Source organism: Pseudomonas kuykendallii, from assembly GCF_900106975.1.
Taxonomy (GTDB): Bacteria; Pseudomonadota; Gammaproteobacteria; order Pseudomonadales; family Pseudomonadaceae; genus Pseudomonas_O; species Pseudomonas_O kuykendallii.
Genome location: NZ_FNNU01000004.1, coordinates 108,098 through 124,388 on the forward strand (window position 1 = coordinate 108,098; position 16,291 = coordinate 124,388).

Genomic DNA, 16,291 nt, shown 5'->3' on the forward strand with positions numbered 1-16,291 from the left:
CCCTCCGATCCGATTCAAACGACGCGCCTGCGGCCTCCTTGCCCAGGCGCGTTTATCTTGGCGCGCCATGGCGCCAGTTCCCACTCAAGTCACAGGTTCCTCGATGATCTTCGACGAATTCGCCATCAAATCCGTTATCCGTCCGGTCGTGGACTTCCCCAAGCCGGGCGTGGTGTTTCGCGACATCACGCCGCTGTTCCAGTCGCCGCGCGCGTTGCGAATGGTCGTGGACAGCTTCATCCAGCGCTATGTGGAAGCAGAATTCAGTCACGTCGGCGCCCTTGATGCCCGCGGCTTCCTGCTAGGCCCCATCATCGCCTACGAGCTGAACAAGCCGCTGATCCTGTTCCGCAAGAAGGGCAAGTTGCCGGCCGATCTGCTGGTGGAAACCTATTCCACCGAATACGGCGATTCGGTCATCGAAGTGCAGCGCGACAGCCTGTGCGAGGGCGACTCCGTGTTGCTGATGGATGACCTTATCGCCACCGGCGGGACGCTGATCGCCGCCGCCAACCTGGTCAAGCGCATGGGCGCCAGCGTCTACGAAGCCGCCGCGATCATCGACCTTCCGGAACTGGGCGGCTCGACCAAGCTGAGCGACGCCGGTATTTCTACCTTCACCCTCACCGCATTCGCCCTCGACGAACGCTGAATCGCGGTTCAGGCGCGCCGCTGCAGGCCATCGAGCAGGCTCGCGCCGATGAACAGATCGATGATCATCTCTTCCGCCTCGGCACTCAGCGAGGCGCGCCGATCAACCTGCTCCAGATAGTCCAGTGACGACTGGAACAGGTGGCGACTGACCAGCGAAGACAGCCGCAGCAGCGTTTCTCCCTCGAGCCCTCCGAGAAGCCCGAGCTCCAGCATATCCTCGGCCATGTCACGGGCGAACGCCTCCATCACCTCGCGCAACGCGGCGCGCAGGACCGGGGAAGCACCGTGCAACTCGCGGACACCCACGATGAAACCGCTGGGATTCTGCTCGACGAAACGGAAGTACAGGCGAACCGTTTCGCGGCACACCAGGCGACTGCGCCCCAGGTCGACCCCCAGCACCATCGGCCCTATCGGTCCGTTCGCTTGCGCGCGCTGCGCCGCCTCCCGACGCAGTTCGCGCAGCGGCTGGCGCAACTGCTCGGAGAGGTCCTGGATCAGCGCCAGCCCCAGCGCATCGAGACTGTCGAAATGCCGATAGAAGGTGTTTGGATTGAGCCCCGCCTCGCGCGCGAGCTCGCGCAAACCCAGGCTGCCCAGGCTGCGCGACCCCGCCACCAGGCGTAGCGCCGCCTGCATCAACTGTTGCTTCCCCGCTGCCCTTTCCTGCTGAAGCCGAACCATCGTTTGCCTCGCGCCGCACACCCAACGGAGGTTAGGTTGCGCGATAGGTATACAGTTGTCTACCTTTCGTGGGAGTCGCTTTCAATCGCGGCGAACTACAAGAGGATTCCCGCCATGACGCTCCCCTCGGCTACAACTCCCGTCGCTCGCTGCAAGATCGCCATCATCGGCACTGGGTTTTCCGGCCTTGGCATGGCGATGCGCCTGAAACAACGCGGCGAAGAGGACTTCCTGCTGTTCGAGAAGGACCAAGGCGTCGGCGGGACCTGGCGAGTCAACAACTACCCCGGTTGCGCCTGCGACGTGCAATCCCACCTCTACTCGTTTTCCTTCGAGCCGAACCCGAACTGGACGCGGATGTTCGCCTGCCAGCCGGAAATCAGAAGCTACCTGGAAGCCTGCTGGACGAAGTACGGCCTGCAGGAGAAAACCCGGCTGGGCTGCGAAATCACCCGCCTGAGCTGGGACGAGCCCGAACAGTGCTGGCGGATCGAAGATCGACATGGCCGGCACTACAGCGCGCAATTCGTCGTTTCCGGCATGGGCGGCTTGTCCACGCCCGCTATTCCGACGTTGAACGGGCTGGAGAACTTCGCCGGCGCCCGGTTTCATTCGCAGCAGTGGGACCACGACTACGACCTCGCCGGCAAGCGCGTGGCGGTGATCGGCACTGGCGCCTCGGCGATCCAGTTCGTGCCGCAAATCCAGCCGCGGGTCGCGCACCTGGACCTCTACCAACGCACGCCGCCGTGGATCATGCCCAAGCCGGATCGAACGATCAGCGCGCGCGAGCAAGGGCGTTTCAGACGCTTTCCCTTGCTGCAGAAGGCCTGGCGCGGTGCGCTCTACGGCATGCTGGAAAGCCGCGTGATCGGCTTCTCCCTCAGCCCTCGGCTGATGAAATTCGCCGCGGAGATCGCCAAGCGACACCTTTACAAGCACGTCCAGGACTCGGCGCTGCGGGCCACGCTCACGCCGGACTACGTGATGGGCTGCAAGCGCGTGCTCATTTCCAACGACTACTACCCCGCGCTGACCCGGCCCAACGTCGCCGTGATCAGCAGCGGGATCCGCGAGATTCGCGCCAACAGCATCGTCGATCTGGACGGAAGGGAGCGGCCCGTCGACGCGATCATCTTCGGTACAGGTTTCACGCCCAGCGATCCGCTGCCGCGCGGGGTGATCTTCGGTCGCGACGGCGTCGACCTGCTCGACACCTGGCCGCTCGGCCCGGAGGCCTACAAGGGCACGCTCACCGCGGGCTTTCCCAACCTCTTCTTCCTGATGGGCCCCAACACCGGGCTCGGCCACAACTCGATGGTCTACATGATCGAATCGCAGATCAGCTACGTGCTCGGCGCGCTGGAACACCTGCAACGAGGCGATCTATCGAGCCTGGAGGTCAAGGCCGAGGCACAGCGCCAATTCAACGGAACGTTGCAGAGCAACCTTGGCAATACGGTATGGAATGCCGGCGGTTGCAAGAGCTGGTATCTGCACCCCATCAGCGGTCGCAATTGCACGGTGTGGCCCGGGTTCACCTGGCGTTTCCGCCAACTGACCAGGCACTTCGACGCCGACGCCTACCACTTCGCGAAACTGCAGCCAGCCCTCGCGCCTCGGCCTGCCATTCAACCGCAGGAGGTTGAAGCATGAAGACGTTCGCCAACAAGGTCGCCGCCATCACCGGCGCCGGTTCCGGCATCGGCCAAGCGCTGGCCCTGGACCTCGCGCGTCGCGGTTGTCACCTGGCACTCAGCGACGTGAACGAGGACTCATTGCGACATACCGCCGAACAGGCCCGCACGCGTGGTGTGCAGGTAAGCGAATCCCGCGTGGACGTCAGCGATGCCGTCGCCATGCAGTGCTGGGCAGACCGGGTGGCGGCCGAGCACGGCAGGATCAACCTCATCTTCAACAACGCCGGGGTCGCCCACGGCGGCACGGTCGAGGGCAGCGAACTGTCCGACTACGAATGGATCATGGGCATCAACTTCTGGGGAGTGGTGCACGGCAGCAAGGCGTTCCTGCCTCACCTGCGCGCTTCCGGGGACGGACATGTGATCAACGTCTCCAGCGTCTTCGGTCTCTTCGCCCAGCCAGGCATGAGCGCCTACAACGCCAGCAAGTACGCGGTGCGCGGCTTCACCGAATCCCTGCGCCAGGAGCTGGACCTCGCAGCCTGCGGGGTATCCGCCAGTTGCGTGCACCCCGGCGGGATACGCACCAACATCGCGAAAACCGCGCGGATGAATGACAGCCTGGCGGCGATCACCGGCCAGGACAGCGAGAAGGCGCGCCAGCAGTTCCATGACCAGTTGCTGCGAACCGCACCCGAGCGGGCAGCCGCGGTGATCCTCGACGGCGTACTGCGCAATCGCCGGCGAATTCTCATCGGTTCGGATGCCCGCGCTGCGGATTGGATGCAGCGGCTGCTGCCGGCGCTCTATCAGCGGCTGGTCACGGCGGCGACGCGCCTCGGTGCGCGCAGGTCGAGCAGGACGGGCGACAAGATCGGCGGCGTCACGGACTGATCGTTCGCTCAGAGCGGCGCGGCGATCCAGAACAGCGGACGCTCCAGCAACGGCACGCTGGTCTTGTGCTCGCTCTCGAAGACCTGCCGTACGCCCGCGCATTCGTGCACGAAGGCATAGGCGGCCAGACGATGGCTGCCGTCCACCAGGTAGGCGTTGCGCTGATCGCCGACCACAACCGGCGGCTCGGAAAAGTCGCCCGTCGAAAGCAGGCAGCGGACCTCGCGCCAGAAGCGTTGGCGGCTGTCCTCGCCAATGAAGCGACTGAGGAAGGTCTCCTCGTTTCCGGCGTGGGTCCTCACCAGATCGAGCAGGCCGTTGACGGTTTCCTCGGAGAACACGAAAGCCGATGGCCGCAGCGCCTCGCTCCGCCATTGGATACGGTTCCACTGCGCCACTGGCGCATTGAACACCCCTTCCAGCCGGGCAACCACCGTGGCCATTTCACTGCCCGGTAACGGAGGCCAGCTGTTATCGCCGGCGGCGAAGGGAATACAGGCGGAAATCACCGGCGCGGGGAAATTCGGCAACTCGGCCTGAACCGTCGCCGCAAGTCTGTCGCGGATCATCGTCGAGTCGTTCGGCACGAATGCCGTCCGATCCTGGGAGTGCGGGCTGGCGCTGAACATCATGGCTATCCGGATCGCTGGAATTGCATGACATCAGCAAGCGCCGGGCCAGCTTACAAAATCCGAGGGCCTCTTAAGAAACAATGACTTGTGTGAGCCTGCCGGCATTGTCGAGTTTCAAACTGCATGAATGCCCCAGGGCCGGGTTGCAATTTGCCCGCCTGCCACTACAGCCCCATCTGCTTGGCGATGATCTCGTTCATGATCTCCCGCGAGCCGCCGCCAATCGAAAGGACCCGCACGTCCCGGTACAACCGCTCCACCAGGCTTTCGCGCATGTAACCCATGCCGCCCAGAATCTGCACCGCGTCATGGGTGATGCGCTCGGCGGCGTCGGTGGCGATGTTCTTGGCCATGGAGATTTCCTTGATCACCGACTTGCCTGCGGCCATCTTCGCCGCCTGCCGGTAGGTGAACTCGCGCGAGCCCTCCAGCTGCGTGGCCATTTCCGCGAGGCGGTGCTTGAGTACCTGGAACTTGCCAATCGGCTTGCCGAAGGCACTGCGCTCGCGCGCCCAGCTCATCGCCACCTCCAGGGCCATCTGCGACGTCATGTTGGCCATGATCGCCAACGCCAGTCGCTCCGACTGGAAGTTCGCCATGATGCAGGCGAAGCCGGCATTTTCCACGCCGATGAGGTTTTCCCGGGGCACCAGGCAATCCTCGAAGAACAACTCGGCGGTATCCGATGCCCACCAGCCCATCTTCTTCAGCGGCTGCCCGACCCGGAATCCGGGTGTGCCCTTCTCGATCAGCAGCAGGCTTATCCCGCCAAATCCCACGTCGCCGGTGCGCACCGCCACGGTGTAATAGTCCGCGCGCGCGCCACTGGTGATGAAGGTCTTGCTGCCGCTGACCCGATAGAAATCGCCCTCGCGCACCGCGCGAGTCTTCAGATTGGCCACGTCGGAGCCGCCAGAAGGCTCGGTGACAGCCAGGGCGATGACCTTTACTCCCGCCAGGACGGCCGGAACCACGCGCTCGCGCAGCGCCGGAAGCGCCCAGCGCAGTACCGGCGGCAAGCCGATGTCGAGCGAGCCCAGACCGGCCACCAGGCCGCCAGAGCCGCACCGCATCAGCTCCTCGCTGGCGGCGACCTTGGCGAACAGGTCGCCTTCATGGCTACCGCCGAATGCCTCTGGATACCCGATGCCGAGGATTCCCGCCGCACCCGCCTGGCGATAAAGCGCCAGGGGAAAGCTGCCCTGCTCTTCCCAGACGTCGACCTGAGGGAGGATTTCCCTCTCGACGAAGCGCCGCACCGAATCGCGCACCAGTTGGTGGGAGGGCTCGAAGTATTCCTGGCACGCAGACATGGCATCGCTCCGATAGGGTCAGCGACGACCTTACCTAGCGCTTGCTTGGTTTTCAATCAGCCAGTTGTGCCACGCGCGATGGCATTTGCGCCGTCAGCGAGAAACCCGCGAGCGGAACAGAGCCTGGTGCTCGCGGCACTGGGCGGCGCCGAGAAGGAATACGCCGTGGCCGCCCCGGGCGAACTCCAGCCAAGTGAAACGCACTTCCGGATACAGCGCCTCGACATGCACCTGACTGTTGCCGACCTCGACGATCAGCAGACCGCGCTCGGTCAGATGATCCGCCGCCTCGGCGAGCATTCGCCGCACCAGATCCAGGCCGTCATCACCGCAGGCGAGCCCCATCGCCGGCTCGTGGTGGTACTCGGCGGGCATGTCGGCGAAATCCTCGGCATCGACATAGGGCGGATTGGAGACGATCAGGTCGAAACGCTGGCCCGGCAGGCCGTCGAAACCATCGCCCTGGACCGTATGCACGCGCGCCTCGAGGTCATGCCGCTCGATGTTCTGGTTGGCGACTTCCAGGGCATCGAAGGACAGGTCCGCCAGCAGCACTTCTGCCTCCGGAAAGGCATAGGCGCAGGCGATGCCGATGCAACCGGAACCGGTACAGAGGTCGAGGATGCGTTTCGGCTCATCCGCCAGCCAGGGCGTGAAGTGCCCGTCGATCAGTTCGGCGATGGGCGAGCGCGGCACCAGAACACGTTCGTCGACCAGGAACGGCAGCCCGCAGAACCACGCCTCGCCAAGCAGGTAGGCGGTCGGTACGCGCTCCTCGATGCGCCGCCGCAGCAATTCCTGCAGGGCGTCGCGCTCGTCATCCTCCAGCCGGCAATCGAGGTAGCTGTCGGCGATTTCGTAGGGCAGGTGCAATGCACCGAGGACCAGTTCGCGCGCCTCGTCCCAGGCGTTGTCGGTGCCATGGCCGAAGAACAGCTCCTCGGCATGGAAACGGCTGACGGCCCAGCGAATATGATCGCGCAGGCTGCGCAGGCGGGAAGACGAAGCGGTCACGGCGGTGCTCCAAGGCAAAAAAGCGCAAGTTTAGCCCAAGGCCAGCGCTGAAACACCGCACGGGAAAGCCCTGAAATGGCGCGGACCGGGTGCCGGGGTTTTAACGATTCACTTCCGCGGGCCGGCAGGTGACAATTGGCAGCTGTTGCATTAAGAGGATTCCCGCCATGTCCATGCCGCAAACCCTGTTCCAGCTCAGCGGCCGTGGTTATGCACCGGCCACCCTGAGTAACGCCACGCTGTTGATTATCGATGCGCAGGAAGAGTATCGCAGCGGTGCGATGGTCCTGCCCGGCCTGCAACCGGCGGTCGAGGAGATCGCCAGCCTGCTCGCCGCCGCGCGCCAGCTCGGTCGTCCGGTCGTCCACGTGCGCCACCTGGGCATTCCCGGCGGCCTGTTCGACCCGCAGGGGCCGCGCGGCGACTTCCTGCCCGGGCTGGCCCCGCAGGCCGGTGAAACCGTGGTCGAAAAACGCCTGCCGAACGCATTCGCCGGCACCGACCTGCATGACCGCCTGCTCGCCATCGGTCATCTGGATCTGATCGTCTGCGGGTTCATGACCCATTCCAGCGTCAGCACCACGGTGCGTGCCGCCAAGGATTACGGTTACCGCTGCACCCTGGTGGACGCCGCCTGCGCTACCCGCGACGTGCCCATGGGCGCGTCCTGCCTCTCCGCCGCCGACCTGCACAAGGTCGAAGTCGCCGCCCTCGCCGACAACTTCGCCACCGTGGTTGCCGACGCCAAGGCCCTGGTCTGAATCGGACGCGCTGCGGCGCGCCGAGGAACCCGACCGCCCCTGGCGAGTCATAGGCCGATATTCGAAAGGAAAGGGTTCTGAATGAAGTTAACCGATAGCTACGCCCGCACTCTGCGGCCACGCAAGCCCAGCCGCTGGCTGTGGCGCTTCGCGGCCTTGCTCGCGTTGCTGTTCGGCATCGTCGGCCTGCTGATGGGGTTCACCGGCGCGGCCACCCTGCTCGGCCATCCCTTGGTACTGGGCGAATTCAACGACACCGCGAGCGAAGCCGGCGTGCTGCTCGGCGGCGGTCTTTTTCTCCTGTTGCTGGCGATCCTGCTCTGGCGCAAGTGCCGGCGCAGCCTGCAGGCCGGCAACGACCTGAGTATCGCTCCGCATCTCCTGAAGAAGCGCGGCTGACGTCGGTCACGCCAGGCGTGAGATCGCGGCGCCTTCCGATCTCCGCAAGCGTTCCAACCCTGGCGCCCGTTCGCCCGTTCGCCCGTTCGCCCGCGCGATGAGCGACTGGGCGAAGGGCCGCTGATAGACTGCGCCGTCCCGAGGAGGACGACATGCAAGACGACGAAATCGACCTGTTCGCCGCGCAGATGCGCGGCGTCAGGCGCATCCAGGTGGACATCGCCGATACCGGCAAACCGCGGGCCGATCGCCTGCAGGTGGCCAGCCGGCGGCACAACGCGATCCAGCCCAACGACCGGGTCAAGGTGGACGGGCTGTCCGACCAGTTCGTCATCGATGTGGGCGCCGAGGACGAACTGTACTGGGCGCGCGACGGCGTCCAGGAAAGCCAGATGCGCAAGCTCAAGGCCGGACAGATCGAGTTCGAGGGCAGCCTGGACCTGCACGGCATGCGCGTGGAACAGGCACGGGAAATCCTTTGGGAATTCCTCGCCGAAGCCGCCAAGCACGAAGTGCGCTGCGCCCGCGTCACCCACGGCAAGGCGGCGCGCGTCGACGGCAAGCGGCCGATGATCAAGAGCCACGTCAACACCTGGCTGCGCCAGCATCCACAGGTGCTCGGCTTCGCCTCGTGCACGCCGCGGCATGGCGGAACGGGCGCGATCTACCTGCTGCTCAAGCGCACGATGATGGAAGGCCGCGACGAGTGAGGTCGCCGCGGCGGCGCTCACCCACGAAAAAGGCCGCATCGCGGCCCTTTTTCTTTCACTTGCGGTAGTCGTCCGGGGTCTCCGGCAACTGCCCGAGCAACTCGCGCAGGCCCTCGCCCCACTGTCCGCGCACGCCCTCGAAATAGGCGTCGCCCTCCTCCACGCGATAACCCTTCGGCACTTCCAGGCTGTCCGCCCGGTATACCAGCAGGTCCAGCGGCATGCCCACCGAGAGGTTGCTGCGGATGGTCGAGTCGAAGGAGATCAGCGCGCAGCGCAGGGCTTCGTCGAGCGGTGAGTGGAACGTCAGCGCGCGGTCGAGGATCGGCTTGCCGTACTTGCTCTCACCGATCTGGAAATACGGGGTATCCGGCGTTGCGGCAATGAAATTGCCCTGCGGATAGAGGTTGAACAGGCCCGGCTCCTGGCCTTTGATCTGCCCGCCGAGAAGGAACGAACAGCTCATGTCGACGCCGCCATCCTGGCGCGAATCGTGTTCGCTCATCTCGCGAATCGTCTGGCCGACCAGCCGCGCGGCGTCGAACAGCGTCGTCACGTTGTACAGGTGCGGGCAATCGCCATTGAGCCGCTGGCGCAGCAGGTTGACCACCGATTGCGAGGTTGCCAGGTTGCCGGCGGTCTGCAGCACGATCAATCGCTCGCCCGGCACGCCGAACACGTAGAGCTTGCGGAAGGTGGCTATGTGGTCGACGCCGGCATTGGTGCGCGAGTCGGAGACGAAAACCAGGCCATCGGCGAGGTTCATGGCGACGCAGTAAGTCATGAATGAGTGATCTCGAGTTGATTGAGCGCCAGGTTGTCGGTTTTGCACCGACAGCCTGGAGCACTCATTTTACAACTTGAGCAGCGCGCATCGTCGCCGATTGCGCGCGGCGGGCCCTCACTGCTGGGTCTGACCCTGCGACTGCCCCTGGGATTGCGATTGCGACAGGGTCGGCGACACCAGCACCTTGGCGTGCATCTGCTCGACGCCGCCGCCACGGCGCATGCCGCGAACCGGGCAGGCATCGAGGTAATCCAGCCCTACGGCGAGTTTCAGGTGGCGCTCCGGGCGCGACAGGCCGTTGGTCACGTCGAAGCTGTACCAGGCGTCGCTCAGCCAGGCTTCCGCCCAGGCGTGACTGGCCAGGTGGCCGGCGTCCTCGGTGTAGATATAGCCGGAGACGTAGCGCGCCGGGATGCCCAGGCTGCGCGCGCAGGCGAGGAACGCGTGGGTGTGGTCCTGGCAGACGCCGCTCTTGCCGGCAAAGGCTTCGGCGGCGCTGCTGTCGACCTTGGTGGAGCCGGGGGTGTAGACGATCCGTTCGCTCAGTGCATTCATCAGGCGGATCAGTGCATCGCGATCGCGGTGGCTATTGCACTGCTGGTGGGCGAACTCGCGCAGCGCCTCGTCCGGCTGGGTCAGTCGGGTGAAGCGCAGGTACGGATACGCCGACTGGTCGTCGTGCTCGGCTTCGCAGTGCTCGTCGATGTCGACTTCGCCGCTGGCGCTGATGATCAGGTCATCGTGCGGTTCGTCCATGGTCAGCACGTGAAGGATGTTGCCGAAGGGGTCGAGCTGCGCGCGCACCGGGCGCGGCAGGTTGAGCTGCCAGTTGAGTACGTGCTGGCGCTCGCTGTCGTGGGGCGTCAGGCGCAGGTACTGGATGCTGGTGCGCACCTGATCATCGTAGTGATAGGTGGTGTCGTGGCTGATGGACAATCTCATGCCGCCTCCAGATAGGAAATATGGATGGCGCTTCCGAGCTGGCCCACCAGTTGGATGAACTCGGTGATCCAGCCGTGCAGGCCTTCCTCGCCGTTGAGCACTTCTTCGATGCTGCTGTAACGCAGGCGGGCGTCCATTTCCGCGGCCAGTCGTTGTGCGGGCCGGCCGTTGTCGCCGGGCAGACTGGAAAGAATCAGGTTCAGTTCCTCCAGACAGGCGCGCAGCGAGCGTGGCACGTCCGGACGCAGCAGGAGCAGTTCGGCTACCTTCCGCGCGTGCGGCGAGCCGCGGTAGATCTCGGCGAAGGCCTCGAACGAGGACAACGCGCGCAGCAAGGCGCTCCACTGGTAGTAGGCGCGCGCCGAGCGGTCGTCGATGTCGTCTTCCTCGCCGAGCAGCTCATAGCGCGCATCGAGCAGACGCAGTGTGTTGTCGGCGCGCTCGATGAAGGTTCCCAGGCGAATGAAGCGGTAGGAATCGCTGCGCATGATGGTGCCGAAGGTGGCGCCACGGAACAGGTGCGAACGCTCCTTGACCCACTCGCAGAACCGGCTGATGCCGTACCCGCCGAGGCCCTGCTGGGCGATGCCGCGCATTTCCAGCCAGGTGGCGTTGATGTTTTCCCACATGTCCGCGGTGATGCGCCCGCGTACGGCATGTGCATTGGTGCGTGCGGCGCCCAGGCAGCTGTAGATGCTCGCCGGGTTGTTCGCATCGAAGGCGAAGAAGTGCAGCATGCGCTCGGCGTTGAGCTGGCCATGCAGCTCGAGGTAATCGTCGAAGGTGCCGGTGATCAGCAGCGGCATCGCCAGTTCGTCGAGGCCGTCGCCGCGTCCGTCGTGCGGCATCAGCGACAGCGAGTAACTGACGTCGAGCATGCGCGCGAGGTTCTCCGCGCGCTCCAGGTAACGTGACATCCAGTACAGGTCAGAGGCCGTTCTCGAAAGCATTCCCTTAATCCTCCACTACCCAGGTGTCCTTGGTTCCGCCGCCCTGCGACGAGTTGACCACCAGCGATCCCTCGCGCAAGGCCACTCGGGTAAGACCGCCGGGAACCAGCTGCGTTTCGCGGCCAGTCAGGACAAAGGGGCGCAGGTCGATGTGGCGCGGCGCGATGCCCTTCTCGACGAAGGTCGGGCAGGTCGACAGGCTCAGCGTCGGCTGCGCGATGTAGGCCTCCGGCCGGGCGATGATGCGCTGGCGGAAATCCTCGATCTCCGCGCTGCTGGCAGCCGGGCCGACCAGCATCCCGTAGCCGCCGGAACCCTGGGTTTCCTTGACCACCAGCTCCGGCAGGTTGGCCAGTACGTGGGACAACTCGGCCGGCTTGCGGCATTGCCAGGTCGGCACGTTCTTCAGGATCGGCTCCTCGCTGAGGTAGAAGCGGATCATGTCGGTGACGAACGGGTAGACCGATTTGTCGTCCGCCACGCCAGTGCCGATGGCGTTGGCCAGCACCACGTTGCCCGAGCGATAGGCCGACAGCAGCCCGGGCACGCCCAGCATGGAGTCCGGGTTGAACGCCAGCGGGTCGAGGAAGGCATCGTCGAGGCGGCGGTAGATCACGTCCACCGGGCGCGCGCCGGCGGTGGTGCGCATGAACACCTTCTCGTCGCGGACGAACAGGTCCGCGCCTTCCACCAGCTCCACGCCCATCTCGCGGGCGAGGAACGCGTGTTCGAAGTAGGCGCTGTTGAAGCGCCCCGGCGTGAGCACCACGACGCTCGGGTTGTCCATCGGGCTGGCGCACTTGAGGGTGTCCAGCAGCATGTTCGGGTAATGGCCGATCGGTGCGATGCGCTGCGCCGAGAACAGCTCGGGGAACAGCCGCATCATCATCTTGCGGTCTTCGAGCATGTAGCTGACGCCGCTCGGCGTGCGCAGGTTGTCTTCCAGCACGTAGTAGCTGCCGTCGCCGTCGCGCACCAGGTCGACCCCGGCGATGTGCGCGTAGATATCGCGGTGCAGGTTCAGCCCGCGCATCGCCAGCTGGTAGCCTTCGTTCGCCAGCACCTGCTCGGCGGGAATGATCCCGGCCTTGATGATGCGCTGCTCGTGGTAGAGGTCGGCGAGGAACATGTTCAGCGCCTGGACGCGCTGGATGCAGCCCTTCTCGACGATGCGCCATTCGCTCGCGGGAATGCTGCGGGGAATGATGTCGAAGGGAATCAGTCGCTCGGTACCTTGCTCGTCACCGTAAAGGGTGAAGGTGATACCGGCACGGTGGAACAGCAGATCGGCTTCGCGGCGGCGCTGCGCCAGTTGCTCTTCAGGCGTTTCCGCCAGCCAGCGGGCGAACTCCCGGTAGTGCGCCCGGCAGTCGCCGTTCGCATCGTGCATCTCGTCAAAAAAATTGCGGGACATGCCGTACTCCTTGTCCGGTCAGCAAGAGCATCGCAAGCCTCATGCCAGCGGTAAAAACCAATCAATTCAATGAGTTGAAGAACAACCCAAATATCCTTGCACCAAACCTGCGCACGCACGGCAATTCCTGATCAGCACAACGCCCCATTTGAAAGCGTCTGTGGCGGACGGGGCAGCCCCTGTTCAGCCCCACCTCGCTGAGCTATTTCCTCCCCATCAGACGGTTTCCCGCAGAGCCAGTTTCAACCAGTGACGATAGAAAACGTCGGCCACCCGATTGAGGGCGCCCACGCGGGCCGAAAGGTCTTCCAGCATCTGCGCGCCGCTTTGCTGGCTGGGTTGACGGCTGTCGAGCAGGTGACCCCAGTCGTTCACCCACAGGCGCACCAGTTCCTCAGTCATCTCCGGGTGCCCCTGCAGGCCCAATACCTTGTCGCCCCAGGCGAACCCCTGGTTGCCACACCAGTCGCTGGCGAATAGGCGTTGCGCACCGGCCGGCAACTCGAAGGTGTCGCCATGCCACTGAAACACCTCCACAGAGTCGGCCAGCCCGTCGAGCCATGGGCTGGCATGCTCGCCGTCGCAGCGGCACAGGGTCTTCCAGCCGATTTCGCTGTAGGGCATCCGCGTGACGCGCGCCCCGAGTGTTTTCGCCAGCAGCTGCCCGCCCAGGCAATGGCCGATCAGCGGAATGTCGCGCTCAATGAAATGCCGCAACGCGGCGTCTTCGGTGGCCAGCCAGGGCAAGGGATCGTTGACGCTCATCGGGCCGCCCATCACCGCGACGGCGCGTGGACGGTCAAGGTCGTAGCCGTCCAGATCGCCCTGGTCGACGCGCAGTACGTCGAACGCCAGGCCCTGGGCATCGAGCGTTTCGGCCAAATGGCCGGGTGAACAGAAATCGGCGTGGGTAAGAATCAGGATATCGCTCATGGCCCCTCCAGTTTGTCGCCAGTCTGGCGGAAGGGTCGCGACAGGTCGAGCGCGGGCGCCGACCGAGGCCGGCGCCCGCGTGCGTGCATCAGACGCCGGGCGCGGAAAGCTCCTGAGTCACGCCCCAGCCATCGAGTACGCCCCCCAAAGGCTCGACGACGGATTCGAGCCCCTGCTCGAAGTCGTCGATGCCCTCGTGGGTGGCGTACATCACCTTGCTGACCTGCAGGTGCCAGATGCCGTCATCCAGCGGGGAAATCTGCGTATTCAAGGATTCGCCACGAAAATTCGTGGCGGCCGAACGGGCGCCGTCCTCGTCGGGAAACAAGGCGTAGAACTCGATCGGATGGACGCGGGCAAAGTCGAAACCGCCTTCTTTCATGCGGCGCAGTACGGAGGTGCTGACATCATCTTGGAAGGTTGTGCTCATGCAATGAACTCCTCTCAGGCGATGGCTCGATTGACCCTCTCGTCGTAAGGCGAACGCCTCTCGGCACGCGGCGATGCCGTACGGGATCAAGCGGGGATGAAGCGCGGAGCGACCGGTTCCCGGGTGGCATTCCGTGGGGCGAATGCCGAGGCCCGTTCCTGCAGGTTAGCGTCATCCTGCGAACCCTGTCGCTCCCTTCATTTCAATGGACCTTGCGGCGACGCCGGCGTCCTCGCCTTTTGTCGGACACGCCACCGGGGCGCGAGTATGAAAGCGCGTTTCGCTGCAGACGGGCCACGCCACGCTGCTACAGTCGGCCCATGAATGACCTTTACCACCACCAAACGCTGCGTCTGCCGTATCTGCCCCCGTGGGACTGGCAGCATTTCCGGCGCTTCTTCGCCCAGCGCCTGCTGCCGGGCGTCGAGCTACTGGACGAGCAACGCTACGCCCGCAGCTTTCGCATAGGCGAGGTGCGCAGCTGGTTCGCCGTCAGCCCGCTGCCCGACGAGCACGCCCTGGCGCTGACCGTCGGCGCCGAAGCCCGCGAGCTGACCCAGGCACTGGTGCCCAAGGTGCGCCGGATGTTCGACCTGGATGCCGACCTCGACAGGATCGCCGCGCACCTGGGCAACGATGCGCTGCTCGGCCCGCTGCTGGCGCGTCACCCCCCACTGCGCCTTCCCGCCGCGTTCGATCCGTTCGAGCAGGCGGTGCGTGCCATCGTCGGCCAGCAGGTCACCGTCAAGGCGGCCGTGACTATCACCCGGCGCCTGGTGGAACGTCTCGGCGAAACGCTGCCCGACACGCCGGCTGACCAGCCACAGCGACTCTTTCCCACACCCGCCGCGATCGCCGACGCCGACCTCGCGCTCATCGGCATGCCCGGCAAACGGGTGCAGACGCTGCAACGTTTCGCCGCTGCGGTTGCCGAGGGTACGCTGCGACTGCATGTGGAAGACGGCCCGGAGGACCTGGTGAGGCGCCTGCGCGAACTGCCTGGCATCGGCCCCTGGACCGCCGAGTACATCGCCCTGCGCGGCTTCGGCGCGGCGGACGCCTTCCCCGCCGCCGACCTCGGCCTGTTGAAGGCGCCGCTGTGGGGCGCGTCCGGCATCAGCGCCCGCCAGCTCCAGGCCCGCGCCGAGGCCTGGCGCCCCTGGCGAGCCTATGCGGCGCTGCACCTCTGGCACAACTATTCGGGAGCCTGACCATGCACTACCGCTACCTCGACAGCCCACTCGGTCGCCTGCTGCTGGTCGGCAGCGACGCCGGCCTGAACCTGGTGCACATGGACGAGCAGACGCATCTGCCGCCACAGACGAGCTGGACGCGGGCGGAACGCCAGCTGGATGAGGCGTGTCAGCAACTGGACGAGTATTTCGGCGGCCGGCGGCGCCGTTTCGACCTGCCGCTGGCGCCACAGGGAACCGCCTTTCAGCGGGCGGTGTGGCAGGCGCTGCTGGAAATCCCCTTCGGCGAAACCCGCAGTTATCGCCAGCAGGCCGAACGCATCGGTCGGCCCAGCGCCGTTCGCGCGGTCGGCACCGCCAATGGCGCCAATCCGCTCGCCGTGATCGTTCCCTGTCACCGGGTGATCGGCAGCGACGGAAGCCTCACCGGGTATGCCGGCGGGCTGGTGCGCAAGGCACTGTTGCTGGAGCTGGAAGGCGCCAGCCTGCCGGCGCAGGCCAGACTGGCGTTCTGAGGTCAGCGCGCGAGGCGGCGCGCCCGCGGCCCCATCACGAACCAGTTGAACAACCCCAGGACGGGAAACAGGGCGATCAGCGCAACCCATATCACCTTGACCCGTCGCGCCGAGTCGCTGCTCAGCACCTGGTAGATGGCCCACAGGTGCAGCGCCAGGAGCAGCGCACCGATGGCGCCGTAGGTCATTCCCATGTCGGGGTCCTCAGAGTCGCGCGGCACCGCTGCCGCGCGGGCCGGCGACGGCCCAGATGATCAGTCCCAGCACTGGCAGGATCACGATCAGCAGAATCCAGAGAATCTTCTTGCCGGTATCCGTACCGCTACGCAGCACGTTGATGATCGCCCAGATATCCAGGGCAAAGATGATCAGGCCAAGCACACCACCAAACGCATCCATGAGATTTCTCCTAATGATCGGTCTAAT

The 16,291-nt window shown here is 65.1% G+C and carries 20 protein-coding genes; 8 read left to right on the forward strand and 12 right to left on the reverse strand.

Going from position 1 to position 16,291, the window contains the following annotated elements; all coding sequences use genetic code 11:
- Nucleotides 1-103 precede the first annotated feature (103 nt).
- A complete protein-coding gene (locus BLV15_RS13840) occupies nt 104-652 on the forward strand; it encodes an adenine phosphoribosyltransferase (protein ID WP_090229336.1) in 549 nt (182 codons plus the stop codon).
- An 8-nt stretch (nt 653-660) separates the two neighbouring features.
- Here BLV15_RS13840 and BLV15_RS13845 read toward each other — a convergent pair whose 3' ends face one another.
- Nucleotides 661-1,338 (reverse strand): TetR family transcriptional regulator, encoded by a 678-nt coding sequence (locus BLV15_RS13845; RefSeq protein WP_090229339.1) that lies wholly within the window; start codon nt 1,336-1,338, stop codon nt 661-663.
- A 114-nt stretch (nt 1,339-1,452) separates the two neighbouring features.
- Between BLV15_RS13845 and BLV15_RS13850 the strand changes: the two genes are divergently transcribed.
- Both BLV15_RS13850 and BLV15_RS13855 read left to right on the forward strand, forming a co-directional pair.
- A complete protein-coding gene (locus BLV15_RS13850) occupies nt 1,453-2,994 on the forward strand; it encodes a flavin-containing monooxygenase (protein ID WP_090229342.1) in 1,542 nt (513 codons plus the stop codon).
- A complete protein-coding gene (locus BLV15_RS13855) occupies nt 2,991-3,872 on the forward strand; it encodes an SDR family NAD(P)-dependent oxidoreductase (RefSeq protein ID WP_090229344.1) in 882 nt (293 codons plus the stop codon). The genes BLV15_RS13850 and BLV15_RS13855 overlap by 4 nt, the downstream gene beginning before the upstream one ends.
- 8 nt (nt 3,873-3,880) lie before the next feature.
- Here the strand turns inward: BLV15_RS13855 and BLV15_RS13860 are convergent, their stop codons facing one another.
- The 3 genes from BLV15_RS13860 to prmB all read right to left on the reverse strand — a co-directional run bounded on the left by BLV15_RS13860 (nt 3,881) and on the right by prmB (nt 6,831).
- Complete coding sequence (locus BLV15_RS13860) at nt 3,881-4,504, reverse strand: hypothetical protein (protein ID WP_139210728.1); 624 nt, start codon at nt 4,502-4,504, stop codon at nt 3,881-3,883.
- Nucleotides 4,505-4,668: 164 nt separating this feature from the next.
- Entirely contained in the window at nt 4,669-5,817 is a 1,149-nt protein-coding gene (locus BLV15_RS13865) for an acyl-CoA dehydrogenase family protein (protein ID WP_090229350.1), read from the reverse strand.
- A 93-nt stretch (nt 5,818-5,910) separates the two neighbouring features.
- Nucleotides 5,911-6,831 carry a 50S ribosomal protein L3 N(5)-glutamine methyltransferase gene (gene prmB / locus BLV15_RS13870; RefSeq protein WP_090229352.1) on the reverse strand — a complete coding sequence of 307 codons (921 nt, stop codon included), beginning with the start codon at nt 6,829-6,831 and terminating at the stop codon, nt 5,911-5,913.
- Between the two features lie 167 nt (nt 6,832-6,998).
- Here prmB and BLV15_RS13875 point away from each other — a divergent pair, with 167 nt between their 5' ends.
- The 3 genes from BLV15_RS13875 to BLV15_RS13885 all read left to right on the forward strand — a co-directional run bounded on the left by BLV15_RS13875 (nt 6,999) and on the right by BLV15_RS13885 (nt 8,701).
- Nucleotides 6,999-7,592 (forward strand): cysteine hydrolase family protein, encoded by a 594-nt coding sequence (locus tag BLV15_RS13875; RefSeq protein ID WP_090229355.1) that lies wholly within the window; start codon nt 6,999-7,001, stop codon nt 7,590-7,592.
- An 81-nt stretch (nt 7,593-7,673) separates the two neighbouring features.
- Nucleotides 7,674-7,991 carry a hypothetical protein gene (locus tag BLV15_RS13880; protein ID WP_090229357.1) on the forward strand — a complete coding sequence of 106 codons (318 nt, stop codon included), beginning with the start codon at nt 7,674-7,676 and terminating at the stop codon, nt 7,989-7,991.
- A 152-nt stretch (nt 7,992-8,143) separates the two neighbouring features.
- On the forward strand, nt 8,144-8,701 hold the full coding sequence (locus BLV15_RS13885; RefSeq protein ID WP_090229359.1) for a Smr/MutS family protein: 558 nt from the start codon (nt 8,144-8,146) through the stop codon (nt 8,699-8,701).
- Nucleotides 8,702-8,756: 55 nt separating this feature from the next.
- On the opposite strand, the gene BLV15_RS13890 is transcribed toward BLV15_RS13885, so the two are convergent.
- From BLV15_RS13890 to BLV15_RS13915, 6 genes are all read right to left on the reverse strand, one after another.
- Complete coding sequence (locus BLV15_RS13890; protein WP_090229360.1) at nt 8,757-9,485, reverse strand: proteasome-type protease; 729 nt, start codon at nt 9,483-9,485, stop codon at nt 8,757-8,759.
- A 117-nt stretch (nt 9,486-9,602) separates the two neighbouring features.
- Nucleotides 9,603-10,430 (reverse strand): transglutaminase family protein, encoded by an 828-nt coding sequence (locus tag BLV15_RS13895; protein WP_090229362.1) that lies wholly within the window; start codon nt 10,428-10,430, stop codon nt 9,603-9,605.
- Nucleotides 10,427-11,380 (reverse strand): alpha-E domain-containing protein, encoded by a 954-nt coding sequence (locus BLV15_RS13900; RefSeq protein ID WP_090229364.1) that lies wholly within the window; start codon nt 11,378-11,380, stop codon nt 10,427-10,429. The genes BLV15_RS13895 and BLV15_RS13900 overlap by 4 nt, the downstream gene beginning before the upstream one ends.
- A gap of 4 nt (nt 11,381-11,384) precedes the next feature.
- Entirely contained in the window at nt 11,385-12,794 is a 1,410-nt protein-coding gene (locus tag BLV15_RS13905; RefSeq protein WP_090229366.1) for a circularly permuted type 2 ATP-grasp protein, read from the reverse strand.
- Nucleotides 12,795-13,010: 216 nt separating this feature from the next.
- On the reverse strand, nt 13,011-13,727 hold the full coding sequence (locus tag BLV15_RS13910) for a type 1 glutamine amidotransferase (protein ID WP_090229369.1): 717 nt from the start codon (nt 13,725-13,727) through the stop codon (nt 13,011-13,013).
- A gap of 88 nt (nt 13,728-13,815) precedes the next feature.
- Nucleotides 13,816-14,157 (reverse strand): ribonuclease E inhibitor RraB, encoded by a 342-nt coding sequence (locus BLV15_RS13915; protein WP_090229370.1) that lies wholly within the window; start codon nt 14,155-14,157, stop codon nt 13,816-13,818.
- 320 nt (nt 14,158-14,477) lie between these two features.
- On the opposite strand from BLV15_RS13915, the gene BLV15_RS13920 reads away from it, so the two are divergent.
- Nucleotides 14,478-15,368 carry a DNA-3-methyladenine glycosylase family protein gene (locus BLV15_RS13920; RefSeq protein ID WP_090229374.1) on the forward strand — a complete coding sequence of 297 codons (891 nt, stop codon included), beginning with the start codon at nt 14,478-14,480 and terminating at the stop codon, nt 15,366-15,368.
- 2 nt (nt 15,369-15,370) lie between these two features.
- Entirely contained in the window at nt 15,371-15,865 is a 495-nt protein-coding gene (locus tag BLV15_RS13925; protein WP_090229377.1) for a methylated-DNA--[protein]-cysteine S-methyltransferase, read from the forward strand.
- Nucleotides 15,866-15,867: 2 nt separating this feature from the next.
- On the opposite strand, the gene BLV15_RS13930 is transcribed toward BLV15_RS13925, so the two are convergent.
- On the reverse strand, nt 15,868-16,059 hold the full coding sequence (locus BLV15_RS13930) for a PLDc N-terminal domain-containing protein (RefSeq protein ID WP_090229379.1): 192 nt from the start codon (nt 16,057-16,059) through the stop codon (nt 15,868-15,870).
- A gap of 10 nt (nt 16,060-16,069) precedes the next feature.
- Nucleotides 16,070-16,264, reverse strand: coding sequence for a PLDc N-terminal domain-containing protein (locus BLV15_RS13935; RefSeq protein ID WP_090229382.1), 195 nt, complete (start codon nt 16,262-16,264; stop codon nt 16,070-16,072).
- Nucleotides 16,265-16,291: the final 27 nt, after the last annotated feature.

Excerpts from the sequence above, each read along its gene's own strand:
- BLV15_RS13840 (WP_090229336.1), top strand. The coding sequence starts at position 104 with ATGATCTTCGACGAATTCGCCATCAAATCCGTTATCCGTCCGGTCGTG.
- BLV15_RS13845 (WP_090229339.1), bottom strand. The coding sequence starts at position 1,338 with ATGGTTCGGCTTCAGCAGGAAAGGGCAGCGGGGAAGCAACAGTTGATG.
- BLV15_RS13850 (WP_090229342.1), top strand. The coding sequence starts at position 1,453 with ATGACGCTCCCCTCGGCTACAACTCCCGTCGCTCGCTGCAAGATCGCC.
- BLV15_RS13855 (WP_090229344.1), top strand. The coding sequence starts at position 2,991 with ATGAAGACGTTCGCCAACAAGGTCGCCGCCATCACCGGCGCCGGTTCC.
- BLV15_RS13860 (WP_139210728.1), bottom strand. The coding sequence starts at position 4,504 with ATGATGTTCAGCGCCAGCCCGCACTCCCAGGATCGGACGGCATTCGTG.
- BLV15_RS13865 (WP_090229350.1), bottom strand. The coding sequence starts at position 5,817 with ATGTCTGCGTGCCAGGAATACTTCGAGCCCTCCCACCAACTGGTGCGC.
- BLV15_RS13875 (WP_090229355.1), top strand. The coding sequence starts at position 6,999 with ATGTCCATGCCGCAAACCCTGTTCCAGCTCAGCGGCCGTGGTTATGCA.
- BLV15_RS13880 (WP_090229357.1), top strand. The coding sequence starts at position 7,674 with ATGAAGTTAACCGATAGCTACGCCCGCACTCTGCGGCCACGCAAGCCC.
- BLV15_RS13885 (WP_090229359.1), top strand. The coding sequence starts at position 8,144 with ATGCAAGACGACGAAATCGACCTGTTCGCCGCGCAGATGCGCGGCGTC.
- BLV15_RS13890 (WP_090229360.1), bottom strand. The coding sequence starts at position 9,485 with ATGACTTACTGCGTCGCCATGAACCTCGCCGATGGCCTGGTTTTCGTC.
- BLV15_RS13895 (WP_090229362.1), bottom strand. The coding sequence starts at position 10,430 with ATGAGATTGTCCATCAGCCACGACACCACCTATCACTACGATGATCAG.
- BLV15_RS13900 (WP_090229364.1), bottom strand. The coding sequence starts at position 11,380 with ATGCTTTCGAGAACGGCCTCTGACCTGTACTGGATGTCACGTTACCTG.
- BLV15_RS13905 (WP_090229366.1), bottom strand. The coding sequence starts at position 12,794 with ATGTCCCGCAATTTTTTTGACGAGATGCACGATGCGAACGGCGACTGC.
- BLV15_RS13910 (WP_090229369.1), bottom strand. The coding sequence starts at position 13,727 with ATGAGCGATATCCTGATTCTTACCCACGCCGATTTCTGTTCACCCGGC.
- BLV15_RS13915 (WP_090229370.1), bottom strand. The coding sequence starts at position 14,157 with ATGAGCACAACCTTCCAAGATGATGTCAGCACCTCCGTACTGCGCCGC.
- BLV15_RS13920 (WP_090229374.1), top strand. The coding sequence starts at position 14,478 with ATGAATGACCTTTACCACCACCAAACGCTGCGTCTGCCGTATCTGCCC.
- BLV15_RS13925 (WP_090229377.1), top strand. The coding sequence starts at position 15,371 with ATGCACTACCGCTACCTCGACAGCCCACTCGGTCGCCTGCTGCTGGTC.
- BLV15_RS13930 (WP_090229379.1), bottom strand. The coding sequence starts at position 16,059 with ATGGGAATGACCTACGGCGCCATCGGTGCGCTGCTCCTGGCGCTGCAC.
- BLV15_RS13935 (WP_090229382.1), bottom strand. The coding sequence starts at position 16,264 with ATGGATGCGTTTGGTGGTGTGCTTGGCCTGATCATCTTTGCCCTGGAT.